Here is a 22,901-nt window from a genome sequence, read left to right on the forward strand (position 1 = left end):
GATTATTTATTCTCTCCCTTCTTAGAACCTGCCATATAAAGACCAAGTTCCTGAATTGTTGTCTCTTTTGGATTTAATTCTCCAACAATCTCTCCCTCATAAATAACAAGGATTCGATCACTCAGATTCATAACTTCCTCAAGTTCCAAAGAAATCAAAAGAACCGCAGCTCCTTCATCTCTTTCTTTTACAATCTGTTTATGGATAAACTCGATTGCGCCGACATCAAGTCCTCGTGTTGGCTGCACTGCTACTAAAAGTTCATGCTCTTTGGTAAGCTCTCTGGCAATGATTGCCTTCTGCTGGTTACCACCGGACATACTTCTTGTAATGGTATCTACACCCTGTCCACTTCTGATATCGTATTTTTCAATCAGTTCTGTTGCATACTCTGTAATGCGGTCTTTTCGGATAAATCCGTGATTCTGGAATCTCTTATCAAAGTATTCCTGTAACACCAGGTTATTCTCAAGCGAATAATCAAGTACAAGACCATGTTTGTGTCTGTCCTCCGGAATATGGGACATTCCATGTGTGTTGCGGTAGCGGATTGACTTCTTTGTGATGTCTTCTCCATTCAAAAGAATGGTTCCCTCATCTACTTTGCTCATTCCGGTGATTGCTTCTACAAGCTCGCTCTGGCCGTTTCCGTCGATACCTGCGATACAGACAATCTCACCTTTTCTGACCTGTAAGGACACATTCTTAATGACTTCCTTTAAGTGTCCCTGCTTTTTATCGCGGACTGTCATGTTCTTGACATCAAGGACAACATCGGTAGGTTTTGCCTCGTCTTTTTGAACGGTAAGCTGAACCTTGTGTCCAACCATCATCTCAGAGAGTGCTTCCTTATCGGTATCTGCCACGGATACCGTTCCAATATATTTTCCACGGCGTAATACAGAACATCTGTCTGCAACCGCCTTGATTTCATTCAATTTATGTGTGATAAATACGATTGACTTTCCTTCTTTGACAAGCTCTTTCATGATTGTCATAAGTTCGTCAATCTCCTGTGGAGTCAACACTGCAGTTGGCTCATCAAAAATCAGAATATCGTTGTCACGATATAACATTTTTAAAATTTCAACTCGCTGCTGCATTCCGACTGTGATATTTTCAATCAGTGCATCCGGGTCAACCGCCAAGTGATATTTTTCACTCAGCTCCATGACTTTCTTTCTTGCTTTTTTCATTTCAAGGAAACCGTTTTTTACATCTTCGTTTCCAAGTACAATGTTCTGTAATACGGTAAAATTATGTACCAGTTTAAAGTGCTGGTGCACCATACCAATTCCCAATGCATTTGCATCAAGAGGGTTGTTAATCTGTACTTCTTTTCCTCTAACCTTAATGCATCCGCCGTCTGGCTGGTATAAACCAAACAAAACGCTCATCAGAGTAGACTTACCTGCACCATTTTCTCCTAAAAGCGCGTGAATCTCCCCCTTTTTAATCTGAAGGGTAATATGGTCATTTGCCTTAATGCCAGGAAATTCCTTTGTAATGTCTAACATTTCAATAATATAATCCATAAATGTCTCCGTTTCTGCATGTTCCGCGCCAGTATTCTCTTGCGGCTGCAAATTTTCTATACTGTTCTTTTCTATTTTATCATGAAATCCATGTATAGTCCATTCCAAAACGAAAGGGATGCTCATACAAGCACCCCTTTCGAGCTATTTCAATCAATTACTTTTGATTATTCTACTACGTTAACGTTAAGATTTGTAAATGAAAGATCTTTTACGTCTTTTTCTGTATCGTTATCAATTGTGATATCGCCAGCAACAAGTTTGTCGTAGATTGCCTGATAATCTTCCTGTGTGAAGTTGTTGAACTTAGCTGTATCCATTGCAATACCTACACCATCGTTTGTGATGTCAAATGTAGTTGTTTTTCCACCTGGGAAAGATCCATCATAAGCAGATGTGATTGCATCGTATACAGAGTTGGATAACATCTTCATAGCTGATGTGATAACTGTATCAGATTCGGAAGACTGATCTACGTCAACACCGATTACTTTTCCGTTAGAAGCTTCTGCAGCTGACATTACAGAGTTACCAACAGAACCACCACAACCGAAGATTACTTCTGTTCCGGCTTTGTACCAGCTAGTAGCCATAGACTGAGCTTCTGGAGTTGCTTCGAAAGATCCTGTGTATGTGTAAGTAACGTTTACAGTTTCATCCATTTCTTTTGCAGCGTAATCAGCTCCTGCAAGGTATCCATATCCGTAACGGATAACTGCTGGAAGTGCCATACCACCCATGAAACCAAGGTTTGTGTAACCATCTTTTACTGCAGCGTAACCAGCTAAGAAACCAGCCTGATCTTCCTGATAAAGAACAGCCATTGTGTTGTCTGCTGTAGCGTAGTTGTAATCTGCATCATGAGGTTCACCATCGATTAAGATGAATTTTACATCTGGATACTGATCCTGTAAGTTGTAAATTGGCTCTTCGAATAAGTAACCCGGGCAAACGATAACTTTAGCGCCACCTTCGATTGCTAATTCGATTGTATTCTGGAAAGAATCTGTTGTTGCTTCTGCTGATTTGTAATAGTTGTAAGAAATACCATTCTCTTCACCGTATTTCTCAACACCTTCCCAAGAACCCTGGTTGAAAGATTTGTCATCGATTGTTCCTACATCGATAACCAATGCTAACTCAGCATTTCCATCCTCTGTTTTGGTTGTGACAGAAGCAGATTCTGTATCTGCAACAGTATTGTTTGTGTCTGTGTTATCTGATGCATTAGATGAATCAGAAGAACCACAACCTGCTACCATAGTAGCGGACATAGCAGCTACTAAAAGTAAGCTCAATAATTTCTTTTTCATATTATTTTTCCTCCTTGTAATGAATATAGCGGTCCCTAATGACACCGTTGTCCTCAAGTCCCGCTATAAAGCCGATAAGGGGACTCGAACCCCTGACCTACGCATTACGAATGCGCCGCTCTACCAACTGAGCCATATCGGCATGCCCTATTGTCATTCTTATCATCACTCCATGTAATGGGTGACATCACACTAAGTTATTATAACGAATTTTTTTCAAAATGCAAATGTTTTTTTAGGAAATTTTTATTTTTTCATAAAATTTTTCAGTTCTATAAGTGTCACATATAAATAAAGTGTTCCTAACTTATAAATCGTGCATTTTTACGCAAAAAATCTATTGACTTTTTTCTGCTATGAGATAAAATATTCCATGGTTTTGTTTATTATTAGTAAACTAAATATATATTATTACGATTATGTTTGTTTATTTTAGAAGTGATTTGAATTAGTTTCTACTTATTTATAAGCGTAGCTAATTATATTCTTTTACAAAGGGAGGAATGCCATATCATGGATATTGGAAAAAGAATGAAAGAACTTCGCATTCAGTATGGTCTGACGCAGCAGGAACTTGCAGACCGTTCAGAACTGACGAAGGGATTTATCTCACAGCTGGAACGAAATCAAAACTCCCCCTCCGTCGGGACACTGCTTGATATCATCCAGTGCCTTGGTACGACACCTGCCGAATTTTTTACAGACGAGGAGCCGGAACAGATTGTATTCCGGGAAGAAGATTATTTTGAAAAAAAGGATGAAGAGAATAAACGTACGATTGAATGGATTGTCCCCAATGCGCAAAAAGATGCCATGGAACCTGTCCGCCTTACCCTGGCTTCAGGAGGACGCTCTGAGGTTTATCTTCCACACGAGGGAGAGGATTTTGGTTATGTCTTAAAGGGTTCTGTCAAAGTTCACTATGGTGGCCGTTCCCACACGGTACGTGCCGGAGAATCTTTTTATTTTAAAGCCGGGAAAAAACATTTTATTGAAAATACCGGTACGAGGGAAGCCGTCTTAATCTGGGTTACGACCCCTCCTAGTTTTTAAACATCAGATACACAGAATGGAGAATTTACGATTATGAACAAAAAATTAATTAATTTTGTAGATATCACAAAATCTTATGGGGATCATGTTGTATTGGATCAGTTAAATCTATATATTAAGGAAAACGAATTTATCACGCTTCTTGGTCCATCCGGATGCGGAAAAACCACAACGCTTCGTATCCTTGGCGGATTCGAGACACCGGACAGCGGAAAAGTTCTTTTCGATGGAAAAGATATTACTGCTCTCCCACCAAATGAGCGGAATCTAAACACTGTTTTCCAAAAATATGCCTTGTTTCCTCATATGTCAATTGCAGAAAACATTGCATTCGGTTTAAAAATCAAGAAAAAGAGCAAAGCTTATATCCAGGATAAAATCAAATATGCCTTAAAACTGGTAAACCTGGACGGTTTTGAAAACCGTTCCATCGATTCATTAAGTGGTGGTCAGCAGCAACGAATTGCCATTGCCCGCGCCATTGTAAACGAACCAAAGGTCCTTTTGCTGGATGAGCCGCTTGGCGCCCTTGATTTGAAGCTTAGACAGGATATGCAATATGAATTAATCCGTTTAAAAAACGAGCTTGGAATCACCTTTGTCTATGTCACACATGATCAGGAGGAAGCACTTACCATGTCAGACGATATCGTGGTTATGAACCAGGGTTATATCCAGCAGATTGGTTCTCCTGAAATGATTTACAACGAACCGGTCAATGCCTTTGTTGCCGACTTTATCGGGGATAGCAACATCATCAACGGAACGATGATTCAGGACAAAGTGGTAGAGATTCTCGGTGTCAAAATCCCATGTGTTGACGAAGGATTTGGTCAGAACAAACCGGTCGATGTTGTAATTCGTCCAGAAGATATTGAAATTGTTGCACCAGAAGACGGCTTTATGGAAGGTGATATTACCTCAAGCATCTTCAAAGGTGTCCACTATGAATTAGAGATTATGGCAAACGGATATGAATGGCTCGTTCATACGACAAAATTGTATGAAGTTGGTTCTCATGTCGGAATCAATGTCATCCCATTTAATATCCAGATTATGCATAAACCAGAATCCTCAGATGAAAAGGCGGTGGAATTGGATGTATAAAAAATCTTTGAAAACATTAGGCAAACAGCTTTTAGCCGGTCCTTATCTTCTCTGGATTATCGGCTTTACCTTCCTGCCGCTCCTCATGATTTTGTATTATGCCGTGACCGATGCTAGCGGTGCTTTTACCTTAAGTAACCTGGCAGCCATCGCTGACCCTGTTCACGTGAAGTCCTTGCTGCTCTCCTTAAAGCTTGGACTAATCAGCACTGTGGTCTGTCTGGTACTCTCCTATCCGCTTGCAATGATTTTAAATACCTTTCATTTTAAGCATCAAAGCTTTGTTGTATTTATCTTCATTCTTCCAATGTGGATGAATTTCATGCTTCGAATCCTGGCATGGAGACTGCTGCTTTCCAACAACGGAATTGTCAACCTGGTTTTAGGCGCAGTCGGACTTAATTCCATCAAGATTTTAAACACTCCGACAGCCGTCGTATTTGGTATGGTCTACGACTTTTTACCTTTTATGATTCTTCCGATTTATAATTCCATGGCAAGAATCAAGCAGGACATTCTAGACGCTGCAAAGGATCTTGGCGCAAACAATTTTATTATTTTCATTAAGATTATCCTTCCGCTTACATTATCCGGAATCATCAGTGGTATCATTATGGTATTTGTACCGGCGCTTACCTCTTTTGTCATTTCCGATCTTTTAGGTGGCGGAAAAGTCTTATTGATTGGAAACGTCATCGAACAGGAGTTCATGCAGGGTACCAACTGGTATCTTGGCTCCGGCCTTTCGGTCGTCCTTATGATTTTTGTCATCGCAAGCATGGCGATTATGAATATTTTTGATAAAGATGGAGGTGGAAATGCCGTATGGTAAAGAAAACGATTTCGAAACTTTATATGGGACTTATTTTCTTATTCTTATACCTCCCGATTCTTGTACTTGTGGTTTTGTCCTTTAACAATTCCAAGTCACGTGTCAAATGGGGCGGTTTCACGTTAAAATGGTACCTCTCCTGCTTTCAGGATGAAACCATCATGAACGCACTCGGAATGACACTGAAAATCACACTTTCGGCTGCGATTTTATCTACCATCATCGGAACACTTGCCGCAATCGGTATCAGTGCGATGAAAAAAAGGAACAAATCCATCATGCTAGGGGCAACGAACATTCCCCTTTTAAATGCAGATATTGTAACCGGTATCTCCATGATGCTTTTATTTGTAAAATTTATGAACCTTGGATTTACCACCGTGCTTCTTGCGCACATTACCTTTGACATTCCGTATGTCATTTTAAATGTGCTGCCAAAAATGAACCAGGCAAACAAATACACCTATGAAGCTGCACGTGACCTTGGTGCCACGAAGCTTTACGCATTTGCCAAAATTACCTGGCCGGAAATCAAATCCGGGGTATTCTCCGGTTTTTTGATGGCAGTCACAATGTCCCTCGATGATTTTAGCATCACATTTTTCACAAAAGGCGCCGGTGTCAATACACTGTCAACCATGCTATACACAGAACTTCGAAAAGGAATCCGCCCGGAATTGTATGCACTTTCCACACTTTTGTTCCTGTTCGCATTTCTTTTGCTTTTGTGTATGAATTACCGTTCTGGAAGCTTTAAACGGACTGCTGGAACCAAATAAAAAGGAGATGTTTTCGAATGAAAAAAAGAATTCTGTTTTTACTCCCTTGTGTGCTTGCAGCCACTTTTCTTTCTTCCTGCGGCAATGCCTCAAAGGGACAAGATTCAAATACACTTGTAGTTTTAAATTATGGAAAATACATCGATGAAGCTGTACTTGACAAATTCCGGGAAGAAACCGGAATCAAGGTAAAATTGGAAGAATATGAAAGTCCGGAGGAAATGTATACCAAATACAAAGCCGGCTCGATTGCTTACGATGTCATCTGTACTTCCGATTATATGGTTGAAAAACTAATTAACGAAGGGGAAGTCAACAAAATAAACTTTAATCGCTTCACATACTATGACAACCTGGACCCGGAAATCATTGAAGCATCCAAAACCTTTGACCCGGACAACTCCTATTCGATGCCTTACTTTTATGGAACACTTGGAATCCTCTACAACACAACCATGGTAAATGAGGATGAAGTCGACACCTGGAATGTACTGTGGGATGATACTTACAAAGACCGCATCATTATGCAAAATTCAGTCCGTGACTCCTTTGTTCCTGCGCTGCGGCTCCTTGACTATTCTATCAATACCACAAACGAGCAGGAACTGGAAAATGCGCTTGACCTTCTCATCAAACAAAAGCCTCTCGTCTACGCTTATTATGTCGATGAAACCGGTGACGAAATGGCTGCCGGAAACGCCGCCATGGCGCTCGTTTATTCCGGTGAAGCTGCGTACGCTATGGAGTTAAATGAGGACCTTGCTTACAGCGTACCAAAGGAAGGTTCTAATCTTTGGATTGACTCCTGGTTTATTCCAAAAAGCTGCACCAATCAGGAAAATGCAGAAAAATTCCTAGACTTCCTTTGCCGGGAGGACATCGGAATGTTAAACTTTGACTATGTTTATTATGCAACTCCAAATACAGCTGTCGTTGAAAATCTGGACGAGGAAACCCTATCCGACACCACGATTTTTCCGCCGAGCGAAATACTTTCAAACTGTGTCGTCTACGAACAGTTTGATGATGAGACAACCTCCCGTTATAGTTACCTTTGGAAAAAATTAAAATCAGAATAACCTCTTGCTATTTTTGATTTTTCATGCTACATTTAAACCACACAGATTCTTACTGTGTGGTTTTTTCTTACGGATATCCCGATTTTCCCAACAAGCCAGTTTCTATTGTTCCATTCCTATGGAGGCAATATGAATTACGACGAATTTAAACAGACAATCAAGCAGACACTAGAACTGCGTCTTGGTGAACACACCACTCTTTCCATTCAGGAAATCACCAAAAACAATAACACCCACTTTGACGGTCTTACCATTACCCAGGAAAACCTCAACATTTCCCCGACCATCTACTTAAACGATTACTTTTCCAATTATCAAAACGGCGTATCGTTAGACGATATCTGTGATGATATTTTATCAGTCTACCGGAAGAACCAGCCCAAAAGAAGCATCGACATCTCCTTTTTTACAGACTATAACAAAATAAAGCACCGCATCGTTTTTAAGCTAATCAATTTCGAAAAAAATAAGACCCTGCTAGAAAAGGTGCCTCATTTCCGATACTTAGATCTCGCTATCGTCTTTCACTGTCTGATTGATTCAACGGAGAATGGAAGTGCTACAATTCTAATCTATACACACCATCTTTCCTATTGGAGCGTTACAAGAGATGACCTGTACGACCTGGCAATTCAGAACACACCACGCCTTTTGCCTTACGATTTACGCAACATGACGGATGTTGTAAAAGAACTGTTAGGTGCTCCTGATGATATGGACGCTCTCTCCTTGAATACAGATTGTCCCTACCCTATGTATGTTCTTACCAACACCCACAAACTCCACGGCTCTACCTGCCTGCTCTATGAAAACCTTCTGTATCAGTTTGCCACAAAGCTTGACGCAGACCTTTTTATTCTGCCCAGCAGCATCCATGAAGTGCTCTTAATTCCGGCATTTTCCCATTTCTCAGCCGATGAGCTAAATGCAATGGTACAGGAGGTCAACTCCACCCAGCTCTGTGCCGATGAAATTCTATCCGACCATGTCTATTTCTTTTCCAGAAAAACAAAACTCTTAAGTATTTCCTAACGAAAAAAACTTTATCACTCTCACATATTTACCTATTTTTGCATAAATAAGAATCCTGCTTGCAGGATTCTCCGCCTGCGGCGGGTCGCATTTGCGACATTGTTCTACTCCGCCGCAGTACGATTCTTGCAAAGCGTTTTTATGTAATAGGAATGAATTTTCCTATTACATAAAAACTCAATCTTTCACATTATCGTCTACCAACTCACGATAAAGCGCTTCGTATTTTCTTGCGGATGCCTCCCAGGAATTGTCTTCTCTCATCGCACGTTTTACTAATCCAACCCATTCCTTTTTGTGGTGTCTGTAAACCTCAAGTGCATATAAGATGGTATCTAACATCTCATGTGCATTGTAATTTGCAAAGGAGAAACCATTTCCGGTCTGCTCATATTCATTGTAGGCTGTCACCGTATCCTTTAATCCGCCCGTCTCACGCACGATAGGAAGCGTCCCATAGCGCATGCTCATCATCTGGCTTAAGCCACATGGCTCAAATAACGATGGCATTAAAAACAAATCTGCGGATGCATAAATCTTATGCGCCATCTCCTCCGAATACCCGATGTTTGCCTTTATCTTATCCGGATATTTTTCTTCAAAATAACGGAACATATTCTCATACTGTTCCTCCCCGGTCCCGAGTACCACCATCTGAATGTCCTCAATCGACATCAGCTGGTCCATCACATACGCAACTAAATCAAATCCCTTCTGGTTTGTCATCCGGGAAACGATCCCAAGTAATGGTGTCTTCTTTTTAAGTGGCAGGCCAAGCTCTTTTTGCAGCTGCTCTTTATTGGCAGCCTTTCCTTCTACCACATTCTGTTCGTCAAAATGCTGTAACAGATAAACGTCCTTTTTCGGATTATAAACCTCATAATCGATTCCGTTCGTAATGCCAAACAGATCGTCCTTTCTGGCATTCATCAAACCATCTAGTCCTTCTCCGCCCTGTTGGGTTGTAATCTCATACGCGTATGTCTTACTGACCGTGGTCACATAATCGGAATAGACAATACCACCCTTTAAGTAATTGGCTTCCCCGTAGGATTCTAACTTGTCCGGCACAAAAATCTGTTCCGGAAGCCCTGTCACGTCCATAATTGCCTGCAAATTCCATCTTCCTTGGAACTTCATATTATGAATGGTATAAACCGTCTTCATTCCTGCATAATAGTTCTGGTCACCATAAATCGTGTGCAAAAAGACTGGAATCAGTCCGGTCTGCCAGTCATGACAGTGAATAATATCCGGACAAAAATCCAGATATGGCAATGCTTCTAATACCGCCTTGGAAAAATAAGCAAACTTCTCCACGTCCTCATGAATGTGGTTGTATGGCTGCTCTCCTGCAAAGTAGTATTCGTTGTCCACAAAATAATACGTGATTCCTTTATATTTTGCTTCAAATATTCCTGCATACTGCTTTCTCCAACCAAGATTCACATAGAAATGGCAGAGAAAACGCATCTGTTTTCGAAATTCTTCGTTCATGCAGACGTATTTTGGCATAATCACACGAACATCGAATTCCTCTTTGTCAAAATATCCCGGTAAAGAACCGGTTACATCAGCAAGGCCTCCTGTCTTCATATAAGGAATTGCCTCTGATGCCGCAAACAATACTCTTCTCATTACGTAAACCCTCCTAAGATTTCAAAGTCCCCATTCTTTCAAATCTTCTTTTCTGCATCTAACTACTAATATCATTATAATACACTTTGGAATATATGAAAAGAACCTTTACTTTGTAAAGTAAAGATTCTTTTCTTTTTAATCATACATTTTATATTCCAGTCTGATCCGGTCCGTAATCAGTGCAATAAACTCAGAGTTCGTCGGCTTTCCTTTTCCATTGTGGATGGTATAACCGAACATCTCATCAATGGTATCCATCTTGCCTCTGCTCCATGCCACCTCAATTGCATGGCGGATTGCACGCTCCACACGGCTTGGCGTTGTCTGGTATTTTTTTGCGATAGTCGGATATAAAATCTTGGTGATGGAATTTAACATTTCCATGTCATTTACCGACATGATAATCGCATCTCTTAAATACTGGTATCCTTTGATATGTGCCGGCACTCCAATCTCATGTATAATCTCTGTGACATCCGCCTCCAGATTATGTTCCTCTGCCTCCAGTGCCTTTTCGTATGCGTTTACCTTACGGTTCTCCATATTTTTTACATTCACATGGTTTTTGACATATTTAATGCGGTCAATCACCATATCATTGTCAAAGGGTTTCATAATATAATAATCCGCGCCAAGATGGAACGCATCCTCTGTGATTTTCTCCTGTCCAATCGCACTAATCATAATAAATGTCGGGTGTTTTTTTAATGTTTTATCGCGATTTACCTTGTCAAGCACGCCGAGTCCGTCTAATTTCGGCATGACAATATCTAACAAGACCACATCCGGTTCTTTTGTTTTTATCACATTGTACGCTTCTTCTCCATCTTTTGCAGTACCTACTACGTTCAATTCCTCATCGCTTTCGATAATATCTCCTAATAAACGAAGCATTCTCTCATTATCGTCCGCAATTGCAACATTCAGTTTCTCCATTCTTACCCTCCTGCCTTCTTTCTTCCTTGACCGATTTTCTTCTGTAAAATCTGCCAAAACTCCTAAAATCGCAAAACGACTTTATTCGTACTTTGATGATACAAAATCTTTTCAAAAACAAATGTCGAAGGAAGTCGTTAACAAATTTATCACCCAACTTCTAAAATGCAAAATAGATAAATGGACTGCCCTCCACATATCCTAATCCAATAATCAGACCTGCCACAATCCAGATAATAACCAGTGACCAGAATTTGGAAAGGTCTAAAATTGGGTAAAAACCGTCAAGACGTATTTTTTTTCTTTTACTTGAAAAAATTGCGATAGCACTCGCTAACACAACAACGATAATTGCAAAAATGCTAAAGGAGAAGTATTTGGTAATTCCCACATGCCCCGGAATCATCTGCTGTAACACCAGCATCGCCTTTGTAAAGCTTTCTGCGCGGAAGAAAATCCAACAGATTGCTACAAAAAGATAGGTTCCTGCTATGGAAAGAACGGTAACCGGAATCGATTTTTGTTTCCCCGGAACCATTTTTTTGAAGCATTTATGTACGCAAAGTGCCAGGCCGTGAAGCGTTCCCCATGCCACAAATGTCCAGCTTGCACCATGCCAGAGTCCGCCTAATACCATCGTCAGTAACAGGTTCAGATAGGTACGGAATGTTCCTTTCCGGTTTCCACCAAGTGGAATATACAGGTACTGCTGCAGCCAGCTGGATAAACTAATGTGCCATCTTTTCCAAAATTCACTCACATTCTTTGAAAGATATGGAACATTAAAGTTACGTGGCAGGTCATATCCAATGCACTTCGCACATCCGACTGCCATATCCGAATATCCCGAAAAGTCACAGTAAATCTGAATCGAATAGGATATCACCGCAAGCCAGACGGATACAGTGCTATACGCTGTTGGCACACGAAAAACATCATCCACAAAAACGGACAGGTTATCTGCAAGCACAACCTTTTTAAACAATCCAAATAAGAAAATCTGAACACCGTCATTTAAACGGCGCAGTGTTATTTTTCTGGTCTGCTCTAACTGCGGCAGAAATTCTTTTGCTTTTACAATCGGTCCTGCCACAAGCTGTGGGAAGAATGCGATATAAAGTGCAAACTTCACAAAATTCTTCATGACCGGAATCTCTTTTCTTGAGACGTCTATCATGTAGCTGATTGCCTGAAACGTATAAAAAGAAATTCCAACCGGTAAAATAATGGTAAGCGCATAGGCGTTCTCAATTCCAAACGCCTCACAAAACGACGATACAAAAAAGTTATAATATTTAAAATATGCCAGAACAAGTAACGGAATCACGATTCCACATCCCAAAAACAAACGTTGGAACCGTTTCCACTTTTCCATTGCAAGGGCACAGACGTAAGCCGATACCGTCACAAATAACAGCAAAAGACAAAATCTCTTATCCCACCATCCATAGAAAAAGTAGCTGGCAAGAAGTAAAAAATACTGCGAAATTATCTGATATAACTTCTCCCTTTTTCTTGTCAGCAAATCTAAAAGTCCTAAAAATCCTAATACGATAAGGAAAAAAAGTAAAAACGAAAAACTAGCAAATGTCATACAACTATCAATGCCTTTCTTTAATCTGCAAACACATGTGAAACTTTTCCTTCCACACTGCTTATTCTTTTTGTGTCACTGCATCATAGAGTGCCTGCGCAATCAGGCGATGTCCGTATTGGTTCAAATGTCCATAACACTCTTTTGTGTTAGAAAATCCGCTGACAATATGATGATTCTGTTCATACTCTGTCAAAAAATCATCTGTCATATTCAAAAAGATAATATGATGTTCTTCACAAAGCGACGCAAATGTTGAAATTTTTCCATCCACATTCGAAGTTTTTAGTGTGCCATCCTCCTCAAGATAAAAATGAGGAAAATAATAGATAATTGGCGTTACATCATGTTCCGATGCTTCTGTTTCAATCTGTTCTAAAAGTTCCGACACCCTTTGTACATCATAAACACCATCATCCAATGCAGATTCTACAAATGCCTGTGAATCAACCTGATTCCCTTTATAGTTCTGATACTGTTGATATACAAGCTTCACATACGGAATCCGCTGCATCTGATATAAGAAACCATCGTTGTACGTTGCAAGCGGCTCTAAACTGTCATTTAATGCCGCATCTAACTCTTCTGACGTAAAATCAACCAAATCTGTTTCTAATACCACGTAATCACTTGGATGATATGTATCTAACGCAGCCTCTAGATTTGTCACCGTCCGCAAAAAACCGTGCGAGGACATCCCGATATTATATACCGGCATATCATATCCGTTTTCCTGCAAAAGGTCATTTAGCACATATCCCATATTTTTTTTCACATCCACATAAAGACCTTCCGTCTGGGAAGACCCCATCAAAAGAATGCCCACATTATCCTGCGTTGTTCCGTCTACATTGTTGTATCCATTTACATCTGTCGTTCCATGGGCGAACCCTTCTGTCCCTCTCGACCAGAATTTATTGCTCTCTCTCGTGTAATCCGTTGCTCCGTTTCCACAGGAAACATGAATCGGCGGATTATAGTAGAACATAGAAAACAGGGATAGCACACCCAATGCCACTACCCCTGCTCCAATACACTTTATCAACCAATTATGGCAAAGTTTTGACCATAATGTCTTTCTCATTTTCTTTCTCTCTTTCCTTGTGTTTCATCCGCTTACCATCATAGCATAATCTGAAAAAAATATAAAGTCTATGTTCTGGCTTTGGAGTATCATTCTAACATATTCTCAATAAAAATCCCATATCCCTTCGTCGGATCATTCACAAAGACATGTGTTACCGCACCAATGATTTTCCCATTTTGAATGATTGGTGAACCACTCACGCTCGTGTCAAGTAGGGAACAACAAAAAAATGAAAAATTTATAAAACAAAATTCCATTCAATATGAACTGCATTATTCGGATATACAACAATCCGGTTTACAAGTTCATTCATAATACCTTCATCCAGCTCCGTAACATCCTGATGCTTGACTATCCTTCCGGCATCACTCTCGCTTGCCAGCTGATCTGAAATCTTTTTCTTAACTGCTGCCATCTGTGCTTTTGTCTCATTTATCTTTTTGTTCAGTTCTTCTTCCTTATTTTTTATAAGAAGTTTCTGCTCCATAAAAATCTCTTTCGTAATTTTACCATCATAATAAGCATCCATAATGGACATAAGCTCATCTTTCCCCTCGTCCAGGGTTCTCTCCTGCTTACGCAAATCCCATTTCAGAGTATCCAATATAGCAACTTCTTTATTCTGCTGACTTCTTGCACTTTCCAGCGAAGCATCTGCAACTTTGCATTGCAACCTAATTGCAGATAAGAGTTTTTCTTTCATAGCGGCTTCATTTAGACGAATGCAACCACATTCTGTATCATCCGTGTATCTGGCAGTCGCACATAACCAGTTTTTGTTAGTTGTTCTGCCCTTAGTCAATTTGTGACCACAACAGCCGCAAACCAAATATCCGGAAAGAGGATTCTTTGTTTTTCCTGATTTAGTTTTCTTGTTAGACTTAATAACCAAACGTGCCTGATAAAACATCTCTCTGGAAATGATTGCTTCGTGGGTATCAGGAATTACAATCTGTTCTTCTTCCGGTATCATCTTTACCCGATTACTACCTACTTTAACCACATGAGACTTAAACGGAACTGTATCTCCCGTATAAATACGGTTAATCAAGATGTTCTTGACAGACTCAAATGTCCAATATTCATAAGTTTTATACTTACCTCTCACATCTGCAAGATATACGGACGGTGTTGTCACTTTCTCATCATTAAACAACTTTGCAATTTCTGAAATAGTCCTACCAGAAACAGCCAGGGAAAATATTCTATGAACTACTTCCGCTGCCACCGGATCGACAACTATTGTATTTTTCTTCTCACCTTTCTTGTATCCAAATGGAGCCGTTCCATATACATATTCTCCACGCATCTTCTTCAAATCCACCGCAGACTTGATTTTCCTTGAAATATCCTTAGAATACCACTCATTTAGGAGGTTTCTCACTGCGATTTCAAATCCTTTAGAATCTCCTTCTGCATAGTTAGCGCTATCAAAATTGTCATTAATGGAGATTATCCTCACATCGTAAGACGGAAATATAAACTCCAGATAATGCCCTGCTTCCAGATAATTTCTTGCAAATCGGGACAAGTCACGAACAATGATTGTTCTAATCCGCCCCATTGTTACAAGCTGAAGGAGTCTCTGCATTGCTGGTCTGTCCATACTTGTTCCTGAATAGCCATCATCAACAAATTCCGTTAATTCTTTTGGCACATTAGAATGGGAACGAACATATTCCTCAATACACATTCGCTGAGAAATAATACTGTTGCTTTCTTCCTGCTCCCCTTTCGTCACTTCTTCATCTTCCAATGATAATCTGAGGTATGAAGCATCTATTTTATCAACCAGCATCCTTCATCGCCTCCTCAATTTTATCTACATAGCCATTGATTGCCGTAAATGGATTCGCAAATGCCATTTTTATCTGGATATGCGTACTATCATATACTACAATCTTATCCACTAATGCTTCTACAAGCCCTCTGTCAATATTCTTAATCGACTTATATTCCTTCAAAGCATTTATCCATGACTTTGTAGTGGCATTCAATTGTTCTAATTCTTCGGAAGACTGCTTTGCTGCATAATAATCATGTTGGAGCTGTGTCAGCTGCAATTCCAGCCGGCTATTCATAAAATCATATTCACTTCTGTCAAGTAGCCCCGATATCATATCTTCGATAAGTTTTTCCTTTTTCCCCTCAACATTTGTAATCTTTGCTCTGATACTGGCAACAGATTCCTCAGCTGAGGCTTGATACGCAACAACTTTGGGCATTTTTCGTACCTGTTCTAAAAACTCTTCATAGTCTAAAGCTATTTTCAAGTGAGTATTCAAACACCTCTGCAAACTGCCCATTATAGCATCTTGGCGTATATAATGGCACTTACACTCTTTTTTACCGGTTTTATGATAGTGATTACAGTCAAAAAATACATAAGAACTGTATTCACCAGTCTTTCTAGAACGGCTACATCCCTTTCTTGCACTCATTTTGCTTCCGCAGTCCCCACATACAACTTTGTCCTGCAAAACTTCTCTCTTATCGTCCGAAACATCCGGTCTCTTTTGAAATTTTTCCCTAGTTTCCAACGCCTCTTCATTGACCTTTTGGACAGAATCAAACAACTCTTTGCTCACGATAGGCTGATGTGCATTCTCAATGATTTGCCATTCGTCCTGCTCTCTTCTGGTCTTATTCTCTCCAAGACGGTCTCTCTTTACCTTTCCATGTATCCTGCATCCTGTATATACCGGATCTGAACAGATTTTTCTAACAGCTCCTCGCAACCAGACAGCGTTTGCAAACTTCTCACTTTTTGTAAGACCTCTTTCAAATCTGATTCGTCCAGGAGACGGATACCCTTCTTCGTTTAGCTCACTTGCAATGGCGTTAAAGCACAGCCCCTGACTTCTCAGTTCAAAAATTTTCTTCACAACCGGAGCAGTTTCCGTATCAATATCAAAGGTATTTTCCTCTGGATTTCTAATGTATCCGTAAGGAATACTGCCTGAAGACGGTAAAAACTCTCCTGCTCCCATCTTTGCATTGATACTGGAACGAATTTTCTTTGAAAAATCTTTACAGTAGTTATCATTCATAACCATCTTAATCTGCATCAGCAATGCTTCTGAATCGGAGCATGGGTCAATACTGTCGTAATTGTCAAGTATGCAAATCAATCTGGCATTCATGGATGGCAATGTTTTTTCTACAAGTTCACTGGTTAAGATAAAATGTCTGCCAAGTCTGCTGATATCTTTTACAATGATACAGTTAATCACTCCTGCATATAGGTCATTCATCATTTCCAAAAAACCATCTCTCTGAAAAGTCATACCAGATACGCCATTATCAGTGTATATCTTCTTGATATGAACATGCGGCTGCTGAATCACATAATCTTCTGCTATCTTCTGTTGATTTCCGATGGAATGTAATTCTTCATCATCTCCATCCGCTTCCACTGAAAGTCTTCTATACACTCCAGCTTCATACATATGCTGCTTGTAAACGGATACCACATTCTCTTCCTGTATTTCTGTTCTACTTTTACGAGCCATTACATTGCCTCCTTCCTTAGTTCATCAATATAATTTGATAATTCCTCTAACTGATTCTTAAAATTGAATGTAATATGAATTCGTTTATCCTCATATACATCAATTCTATCTATTAAAGTTGCTACTGCTTCATGGGATAATGCATCAATTTCCTTATATTTAAGGAAACGACCAAGCCATGAAGTCGCCTCGTTTGCATTTGTCTCTATATCAATCTTTTCCGACTCAAGATTTTTGATAGCTTTTTCTATCTCCTTAATGCGTATCACATACTTTTCTTTCATCATTTTATAATCTTCACGACTTATAAGTTCCTCCACATAGGAATCATATAAACGCATGGAAGAATTCTGACACTTTTCAAGTTCCTGCTCTTTCTGTATAATCTGTTTTTCAATCTTTTTTACTTTGGAATTTGCGATCTGCTGATTGTCAATTTCCGATAAAAGATTATCCATATCAACAAGAACCTGCATTTGTGTCTGGATTGCTTTCAACACAGCACTCTCCAATAGTTCCTGCTTAATATTATGAAGTGTACAACCTTTTCCACGCTTATAAGTACCACACAGGTAATAATGAAATACCTTATTTCCACGCTTAACAGTTCTACGGGACATTGCCTTACCACAATCACCACAGAATATAAATCCTGCCAAAGCCTGAACCTCTTTTTCTGAATCTGACATTCTAATATCTCTGGACAATACTTTCCCGACAACCTCAAAAATACATTTTGGGATGATTGCATCATGTGCTTCATCTACGATTGCCCAATCTTCCCGGTCCAGTTCTTTCACTTTCTTTACTTTATATGAAACTGTAGTTGTCTTTCCCTGACATAGTTCACCGGTATAAACAGAATTTTTCAATATTCTTCTTACCGTGGTATGGTTCCAGACACCTTCACCGGCACCTTTAAAACCAGATTTATAATTAGAATTAGCCTTTTTATATTCATAGGGAGAAATAATATCATGCTCGTTTAAGTAATTAGCAATTCTCTCCGGACTGTATCCATGCAGACATAACTCAAAAATACCGACAACTACTTCCGAAGTGTTCTCATCAATAATAAGATGATGCTTATCCTCCGGATCTCTTTTATATCCGTATGGTGCAAAATTATTGATAAACTCGCCATTTTCCCGCTGTATTTTAAACTGTCTGCGAAGTTTCTTGCTGAGTTCCCTACAATAATTTTCATTCATAAGGTTCTTCATAGGAATCAATAAGTCATCACTTGCATTCCTATGATTAGAATCTACAGAGTCATTGATTGCAATAAATCGGACCTGCATCTCCGGGAACATCATTTCAATGTAACGCCCAGTCTCAATATATTCACGCCCCAGACGACTTAAATCCTTCACAATTACAGTATTTGCCTTGCCTGCTTTTAAGCACTCCAAGACATACTTAAAACCAGGGCGATCATAATTCGTCCCGGTATATCCATCGTCTATTGCTTCATCAACTATGGTAATGCCTTCAGTTTTCGCATATTCTTCTACAAGCTTGCGCTGGTTATCAATACTGTCTGAAACCGAAAGATTACTTTTGTTCCTGTCTTCTTTGGAAAGTCTGTAATAGGCTATTGCCTCATAGATTTGATTATTTTGAAATTCATTTGATAAATAGTTCATCGTATGCCTCCTTATCTGCACAAGGAAGTTTCGATGTTCTATTCCTAGCGGTGACCAAACCGCTTCATTGACTCTTCTATTATTGAATCAATTTGCGGCAAAGTCAACCCTAAAAACAAATTTACCTAAATCTTCCTATCCTAAGCTACTTGCATACATTGCAAGCTTGTTCGTCAACTTCACATCTGTATCAGCATATCCAAAGCTAATGACCATCTCATCATCCGCATAACATAACCGTCCACCAAGCTGCCTAAAAAAACTTGCTGCACGGTCATCCGGTGACTGGGATTCATCTATCGCAATGGAACTGAGTTGAGGTAAAGCTTCTCTTTTGACTGTGCGAATATCCATTTCATTTCCAGTCATATATGCACCTCCATACATGGTTAGTTTTCCCATAATCTCCAAAAATATGAGAAAGAAAAAGCCTGTAGAAATCCACAGGCTATGTAAATGCCGACTTTAATAGCCGGCTGATTATTCTAGTTATATTTGTTATCCATCCCAACCTGGATTCTTAAACACTGATTGATTTTTTTCATGATGTTTTTATCAGAAATCTTTGCAACCACTTCTTCAATTTGGGTTATATCAATAGAAACGATTTGCTCACAAAGAGCTATACTATTGCGACATCCAAAGTCCTCTTTATATTTTGTTATATCCTCTTTGCGAATATAACAGTGTGTCGGCTGGTATCTCTTCTTAGATGTCTTACTTGATAATGCCACCGCTGTAATTACCGGAGAATACTTGTTAGCCACATTATTTGAGATAACCAAATATGGTCTTCTGTATTTCTGAATGCTTCCAACGCTAACCGACTCCAGATTAGCCATTATGATATCTCCACGCTTTACTTTCATTTGATTCATCCTCCAATTCCAGTAAAAAATCCAGAGCTTCGGCTTCCGTCGGAAAACTCTGGATTTTTTGTGTTCTGTTATTGATTAATAATGTTCCAAAAGAAACAACTTTTATTGTATAGCCACTAACAACCATCTGAATCATCCCAAATAATTGCTGCCTGATACCCTTTTTTCTCTTCATTAATACTCACATCATGATCTTTGGCAAACTGTAACAGTTCTTTTATTGCATCTTCATTTGTAAATATCTCTTCTAAATCTCTGACAAGAATAGCCGATACTTTTCCCGTATCAATATAATGCTTTATTTTTTCCACCATCATCGGATCATTGATAAGTGTTTCCTGCACTTTCATTTCATAGGAAAATGCGACTTTCTCAATTCTATTTGCAACAGCTTCAGCATTGTATCCTGTTGCAACAACCAAGCAACTTACATCTTTGAATTTATTTTTCATATTCTTATGTCCTTCCTGCCTACCGGATTTCTCCGGCAGGCAATATCAATTTACTGATTACCTGCTTCAAAAAGATTCTTCATATAAGCCAAAAACCCACTTAATTCGTCATCTTTTTCAGTCTCCTCACAACTTGAGTCATAAAGGAGCTCGTACAAGTCATCCATATCGTCTGCTACAGATTCCACAAAAGTACCTAAATCTTCTAAATCAGCAAGGATATCTAATGCATTATCTGTGTTTCCAAGCATAGAACTTGAAATTGTTACTACATAGTCAATTTCCTTTTTCGCAGCCATTCCCACAGTCATATAATGGATACATGGACTCATTCCCTGTAAATCTGTAAATTCTCCAAGAGAATTTACAATTTTATATCCTTTTCTGTTGCAATACTCTTCCATAATTGCCAATGCTTTGCAGTCCAAAGCCTCATTTCCAGTGCTATTTAAGTAAATTAATACATTCTGTCTATTCATTATCAAAATCTCCTTTGAATTATATTTTTTGATTAGATTTGCGCGCCTTATCTTCTCACATAAGTGGACTTACCCAGATGTTACTGTACGGTTTTCATTATTAATTTCTTTTTGATGATTACAGACTCTGCAATAAATCCACTTGTGTGGGAAGACAAGAAATCTTCCCTGGTCTTTCGACCTGCCTCTCGGCGCTTCCCCCAGCCGGGTAACATATCCTATGCTAGCTGCATTCACTTCGTAGTATCCATGCCCATCAAGGACTTGCGAAAGTAGCCACTCTCTGCCAATGCATTTTGCTAAAAGGCAGGTGCACCATCTACTCATTATCTCCGGGTGCTAAACCGGTAGGCACAACCCTCTGCTCCGTACCTTCACAGGCGAATATCATCTGTTTCTCATAATCAGCAGGATATCAGGTACATCGTCGCACGAAATGGGATTCTGCCACCCCTCTTACATTAAGAAAGGCGAAATAGAAAATCGCGGGATATGCGTGTCCTATTCAGTTGTCAATCTGCAAATCAGCAACACATCCCACTTTTCTGTAGCAAAGCTAACAGCTTGTCTGCTATGGAATACATAGCCAAGACTTTTTGTGTTCTGTCGTTGTTGACCATGTATAAATTGTACAAAAAAAGAACTCATCCAAAAACGGAGCGTTCTTCCGAAAATTCCAAATTAATTCGTAAGATTTTACGATTTTTATACTGCAACTGGTTTCATTCGTAAAATCTTAAGCATTTCCATAAGCTGTTGCTTTTCAAATTCCGTACATTCTTCCAATTCTTTTGAAAATGCATCTTTTGTATTTATATTTGTAACCTCAACCAAAGGTTTGTCTTTTTCAAAATAGAAATAATCAGCAGAAACATTGAACTCTTGACAAAGTCTTTTTATTAAATCATGAGGAATGGCAGTTTTGCCTTTTTCATAATTATAAATAGTATCCTTACTCATGCCCATTCGTTCTGCAAATTTCTCCTGACTCAGATTTAGTGACTTTCGCAGTTTTTTCAACTGTTCGCCCATCACTTCTGCATCAAAGACTTCATCTTGAATTCCCATGTTCTGCTTCACCTCCTCTCTGTCAAATTATCTGCGGAGGCAAATAAAAAAGACCTCCACAACAAAACACAAAAATCTCTCTTCAAGTCTAAATTTCTACTTTTCCAATCGTTTTTCAAATTTTGCTATGTAAGTCTTAAAATTATAATCTAATCAAATATGTTTATAAATCTTATCTCATCATCTTTGCCTAATCATCTTTTTTCTCAATCGTTTTTCAAATTATTTTCCGGCATATGTTATCTTCACAATTTAAACATTCAAAATATTTTTTCTTAACTTTTTTTCTACATTTTTCTAAGTTTAATATTCATTCATTTGATTTTAGACGACACAATATTCAATTGTATTTTAAATATTAACATTATTTTCCAGTTGTTGTCAACCAGATTTCGACATATTTCTTACAATGTAATATTTATAATAACATCTTACATAACAAATAATAAAAGAGACGCAAAGGAAATCAGGTAATCACTGTTACCTAACTTTCCCTGCGTCTCTGGTGCTTAACTATATTTCACTACACCCTGTGTAGCTGTTTACGAAATATGCTGCCCTTATCAGGTGAGCCATAATTCAATTTATACTTTAAAAATTCCTTTCTTACTATGACTAATCAAATAGCCCTGTGTATATTTCTTTAAAGTGATAACTCGCTTACATCGGTCACATTTCATACAAATACCATGCATTACTATTTCTTTATCACTATTTTCCTCAAACTCTATCATATAATCAAAAAAATGCTTTTTGCACTGTTTACAATGTATTTCTATTACTTTATTCTCTGTCATCTCAGTTCGCTCCTTTGCTATACAAAATCAATGTTACAACTTTGTACTCGCCAAGGAAGGGAAATCACCTTTGCAAGTCTT

The 22,901-nt window shown here is 39.0% G+C and carries 22 protein-coding genes, 1 tRNA gene and 1 pseudogene; 6 read left to right on the top strand and 18 right to left on the bottom strand.

Annotated elements, in window-relative coordinates; genetic code table 11:
* Positions 1–2: 2 nt before the first annotated feature.
* The 3 genes from BIV16_RS06230 to BIV16_RS06240 form a co-directional block, all read right to left on the bottom strand.
* Complete coding sequence (locus tag BIV16_RS06230; RefSeq protein ID WP_075678989.1) at positions 3–1,535, bottom strand: ABC transporter ATP-binding protein; 1,533 nt, start codon at positions 1,533–1,535, stop codon at positions 3–5.
* Between the two features lie 167 nt (positions 1,536–1,702).
* Positions 1,703–2,848 (bottom strand): BMP family lipoprotein, encoded by a 1,146-nt coding sequence (locus tag BIV16_RS06235; RefSeq protein WP_075678652.1) that lies wholly within the window; start codon positions 2,846–2,848, stop codon positions 1,703–1,705.
* A gap of 69 nt (positions 2,849–2,917) precedes the next feature.
* A tRNA-Thr gene (locus BIV16_RS06240) sits at positions 2,918–2,990 on the bottom strand.
* Between the two features lie 371 nt (positions 2,991–3,361).
* On the opposite strand from BIV16_RS06240, the gene BIV16_RS06245 reads away from it, so the two are divergent.
* From BIV16_RS06245 to BIV16_RS06270, 6 genes are all read left to right on the top strand, one after another.
* A complete protein-coding gene (locus BIV16_RS06245; RefSeq protein ID WP_075678651.1) occupies positions 3,362–3,901 on the top strand; it encodes a helix-turn-helix domain-containing protein in 540 nt (179 codons plus the stop codon).
* Positions 3,902–3,934: 33 nt separating this feature from the next.
* Positions 3,935–5,008, top strand: a complete 1,074-nt coding sequence (locus BIV16_RS06250; RefSeq protein ID WP_075678650.1) for an ABC transporter ATP-binding protein — start codon at positions 3,935–3,937, stop codon at positions 5,006–5,008.
* Positions 5,001–5,840, top strand: coding sequence for an ABC transporter permease (locus tag BIV16_RS06255; RefSeq protein WP_075678649.1), 840 nt, complete (start codon positions 5,001–5,003; stop codon positions 5,838–5,840). The genes BIV16_RS06250 and BIV16_RS06255 overlap by 8 nt, the downstream gene beginning before the upstream one ends.
* Positions 5,834–6,619, top strand: coding sequence for an ABC transporter permease (locus BIV16_RS06260; protein WP_075678648.1), 786 nt, complete (start codon positions 5,834–5,836; stop codon positions 6,617–6,619). The genes BIV16_RS06255 and BIV16_RS06260 overlap by 7 nt, the downstream gene beginning before the upstream one ends.
* A gap of 17 nt (positions 6,620–6,636) precedes the next feature.
* The gene (locus BIV16_RS06265) at positions 6,637–7,698 is read left to right on the top strand and encodes an ABC transporter substrate-binding protein (protein WP_075678647.1); all 1,062 of its coding nucleotides are present in this window, start codon (positions 6,637–6,639) and stop codon (positions 7,696–7,698) included.
* A 129-nt stretch (positions 7,699–7,827) separates the two neighbouring features.
* Complete coding sequence (locus BIV16_RS06270) at positions 7,828–8,730, top strand: DUF5688 family protein (RefSeq protein ID WP_075678646.1); 903 nt, start codon at positions 7,828–7,830, stop codon at positions 8,728–8,730.
* A 177-nt stretch (positions 8,731–8,907) separates the two neighbouring features.
* Here the strand turns inward: BIV16_RS06270 and glgA are convergent, their stop codons facing one another.
* From glgA to BIV16_RS06340, 15 genes and pseudogenes are all read right to left on the bottom strand, one after another.
* A complete protein-coding gene (glgA, locus tag BIV16_RS06275) occupies positions 8,908–10,368 on the bottom strand; it encodes a glycogen synthase GlgA (protein WP_075678645.1) in 1,461 nt (486 codons plus the stop codon).
* Positions 10,369–10,506: 138 nt separating this feature from the next.
* A complete protein-coding gene (gene spo0A, locus BIV16_RS06280) occupies positions 10,507–11,307 on the bottom strand; it encodes a sporulation transcription factor Spo0A (protein ID WP_075678644.1) in 801 nt (266 codons plus the stop codon).
* A 160-nt stretch (positions 11,308–11,467) separates the two neighbouring features.
* The gene (locus tag BIV16_RS06285) at positions 11,468–12,901 is read right to left on the bottom strand and encodes an MBOAT family O-acyltransferase (RefSeq protein ID WP_075678643.1); all 1,434 of its coding nucleotides are present in this window, start codon (positions 12,899–12,901) and stop codon (positions 11,468–11,470) included.
* A gap of 61 nt (positions 12,902–12,962) precedes the next feature.
* Positions 12,963–13,985: a hypothetical protein gene (locus tag BIV16_RS06290; RefSeq protein ID WP_075678642.1), complete on the bottom strand. Its 1,023-nt coding sequence runs from the start codon at positions 13,983–13,985 to the stop codon at positions 12,963–12,965.
* 89 nt (positions 13,986–14,074) lie between these two features.
* A pseudogene (locus BIV16_RS15720) lies at positions 14,075–14,188 on the bottom strand (SpoIVB peptidase S55 domain-containing protein); the annotation flags it as partial.
* 38 nt (positions 14,189–14,226) lie between these two features.
* Complete coding sequence (locus BIV16_RS06295; protein ID WP_075678641.1) at positions 14,227–15,786, bottom strand: recombinase family protein; 1,560 nt, start codon at positions 15,784–15,786, stop codon at positions 14,227–14,229.
* Complete coding sequence (locus BIV16_RS06300; protein WP_075678640.1) at positions 15,776–17,500, bottom strand: recombinase family protein; 1,725 nt, start codon at positions 17,498–17,500, stop codon at positions 15,776–15,778. The genes BIV16_RS06295 and BIV16_RS06300 overlap by 11 nt, the downstream gene beginning before the upstream one ends.
* On the bottom strand, positions 17,500–19,146 hold the full coding sequence (locus tag BIV16_RS06305; RefSeq protein ID WP_075678639.1) for a recombinase family protein: 1,647 nt from the start codon (positions 19,144–19,146) through the stop codon (positions 17,500–17,502). Before BIV16_RS06305 ends, BIV16_RS06300 begins: the two co-directional genes overlap by 1 nt.
* A 135-nt stretch (positions 19,147–19,281) precedes the next feature.
* Positions 19,282–19,515, bottom strand: a complete 234-nt coding sequence (locus BIV16_RS06310; RefSeq protein WP_143524676.1) for a DUF6870 family protein — start codon at positions 19,513–19,515, stop codon at positions 19,282–19,284.
* Between the two features lie 116 nt (positions 19,516–19,631).
* Positions 19,632–19,988 (bottom strand): type II toxin-antitoxin system PemK/MazF family toxin, encoded by a 357-nt coding sequence (locus BIV16_RS06315; RefSeq protein ID WP_330546469.1) that lies wholly within the window; start codon positions 19,986–19,988, stop codon positions 19,632–19,634.
* Positions 19,981–20,151 carry a hypothetical protein gene (locus tag BIV16_RS06320; RefSeq protein WP_159435903.1) on the bottom strand — a complete coding sequence of 57 codons (171 nt, stop codon included), beginning with the start codon at positions 20,149–20,151 and terminating at the stop codon, positions 19,981–19,983. The genes BIV16_RS06315 and BIV16_RS06320 overlap by 8 nt, the downstream gene beginning before the upstream one ends.
* Positions 20,141–20,476, bottom strand: coding sequence for a hypothetical protein (locus BIV16_RS06325; RefSeq protein ID WP_075678635.1), 336 nt, complete (start codon positions 20,474–20,476; stop codon positions 20,141–20,143). The genes BIV16_RS06320 and BIV16_RS06325 overlap by 11 nt, the downstream gene beginning before the upstream one ends.
* 50 nt (positions 20,477–20,526) lie before the next feature.
* Positions 20,527–20,955, bottom strand: a complete 429-nt coding sequence (locus BIV16_RS06330) for a recombinase family protein (RefSeq protein WP_075678634.1) — start codon at positions 20,953–20,955, stop codon at positions 20,527–20,529.
* A gap of 705 nt (positions 20,956–21,660) precedes the next feature.
* Entirely contained in the window at positions 21,661–22,023 is a 363-nt protein-coding gene (locus BIV16_RS06335) for a helix-turn-helix domain-containing protein (protein WP_075678633.1), read from the bottom strand.
* Positions 22,024–22,607: 584 nt separating this feature from the next.
* Entirely contained in the window at positions 22,608–22,820 is a 213-nt protein-coding gene (locus tag BIV16_RS06340; RefSeq protein ID WP_075678632.1) for a hypothetical protein, read from the bottom strand.
* Positions 22,821–22,901: the final 81 nt, after the last annotated feature.

Source organism: Roseburia sp. 831b (assembly GCF_001940165.2).
Taxonomy (GTDB): Bacteria; Bacillota; Clostridia; order Lachnospirales; family Lachnospiraceae; genus Roseburia.

Bases quoted from the DNA above. Each gene is read 5' to 3' on its own strand.
- BIV16_RS06230 (WP_075678989.1), bottom strand. From the start codon at position 1,535: ATGGATTATATTATTGAAATGTTAGACATTACAAAGGAATTTCCTGGC.
- BIV16_RS06235 (WP_075678652.1), bottom strand. From the start codon at position 2,848: ATGAAAAAGAAATTATTGAGCTTACTTTTAGTAGCTGCTATGTCCGCT.
- BIV16_RS06245 (WP_075678651.1), top strand. From the start codon at position 3,362: ATGGATATTGGAAAAAGAATGAAAGAACTTCGCATTCAGTATGGTCTG.
- BIV16_RS06250 (WP_075678650.1), top strand. From the start codon at position 3,935: ATGAACAAAAAATTAATTAATTTTGTAGATATCACAAAATCTTATGGG.
- BIV16_RS06255 (WP_075678649.1), top strand. From the start codon at position 5,001: ATGTATAAAAAATCTTTGAAAACATTAGGCAAACAGCTTTTAGCCGGT.
- BIV16_RS06260 (WP_075678648.1), top strand. From the start codon at position 5,834: ATGGTAAAGAAAACGATTTCGAAACTTTATATGGGACTTATTTTCTTA.
- BIV16_RS06265 (WP_075678647.1), top strand. From the start codon at position 6,637: ATGAAAAAAAGAATTCTGTTTTTACTCCCTTGTGTGCTTGCAGCCACT.
- BIV16_RS06270 (WP_075678646.1), top strand. From the start codon at position 7,828: ATGAATTACGACGAATTTAAACAGACAATCAAGCAGACACTAGAACTG.
- glgA (WP_075678645.1), bottom strand. From the start codon at position 10,368: ATGAGAAGAGTATTGTTTGCGGCATCAGAGGCAATTCCTTATATGAAG.
- spo0A (WP_075678644.1), bottom strand. From the start codon at position 11,307: ATGGAGAAACTGAATGTTGCAATTGCGGACGATAATGAGAGAATGCTT.
- BIV16_RS06285 (WP_075678643.1), bottom strand. From the start codon at position 12,901: ATGACATTTGCTAGTTTTTCGTTTTTACTTTTTTTCCTTATCGTATTA.
- BIV16_RS06290 (WP_075678642.1), bottom strand. From the start codon at position 13,985: ATGAGAAAGACATTATGGTCAAAACTTTGCCATAATTGGTTGATAAAG.
- BIV16_RS06295 (WP_075678641.1), bottom strand. From the start codon at position 15,786: ATGCTGGTTGATAAAATAGATGCTTCATACCTCAGATTATCATTGGAA.
- BIV16_RS06300 (WP_075678640.1), bottom strand. From the start codon at position 17,500: ATGGCTCGTAAAAGTAGAACAGAAATACAGGAAGAGAATGTGGTATCC.
- BIV16_RS06305 (WP_075678639.1), bottom strand. From the start codon at position 19,146: ATGAACTATTTATCAAATGAATTTCAAAATAATCAAATCTATGAGGCA.
- BIV16_RS06310 (WP_143524676.1), bottom strand. From the start codon at position 19,515: ATGACTGGAAATGAAATGGATATTCGCACAGTCAAAAGAGAAGCTTTA.
- BIV16_RS06315 (WP_330546469.1), bottom strand. From the start codon at position 19,988: ATGGCTAATCTGGAGTCGGTTAGCGTTGGAAGCATTCAGAAATACAGA.
- BIV16_RS06320 (WP_159435903.1), bottom strand. From the start codon at position 20,151: ATGGTTGTTAGTGGCTATACAATAAAAGTTGTTTCTTTTGGAACATTA.
- BIV16_RS06325 (WP_075678635.1), bottom strand. From the start codon at position 20,476: ATGAAAAATAAATTCAAAGATGTAAGTTGCTTGGTTGTTGCAACAGGA.
- BIV16_RS06330 (WP_075678634.1), bottom strand. From the start codon at position 20,955: ATGAATAGACAGAATGTATTAATTTACTTAAATAGCACTGGAAATGAG.
- BIV16_RS06335 (WP_075678633.1), bottom strand. From the start codon at position 22,023: ATGGGAATTCAAGATGAAGTCTTTGATGCAGAAGTGATGGGCGAACAG.
- BIV16_RS06340 (WP_075678632.1), bottom strand. From the start codon at position 22,820: ATGACAGAGAATAAAGTAATAGAAATACATTGTAAACAGTGCAAAAAG.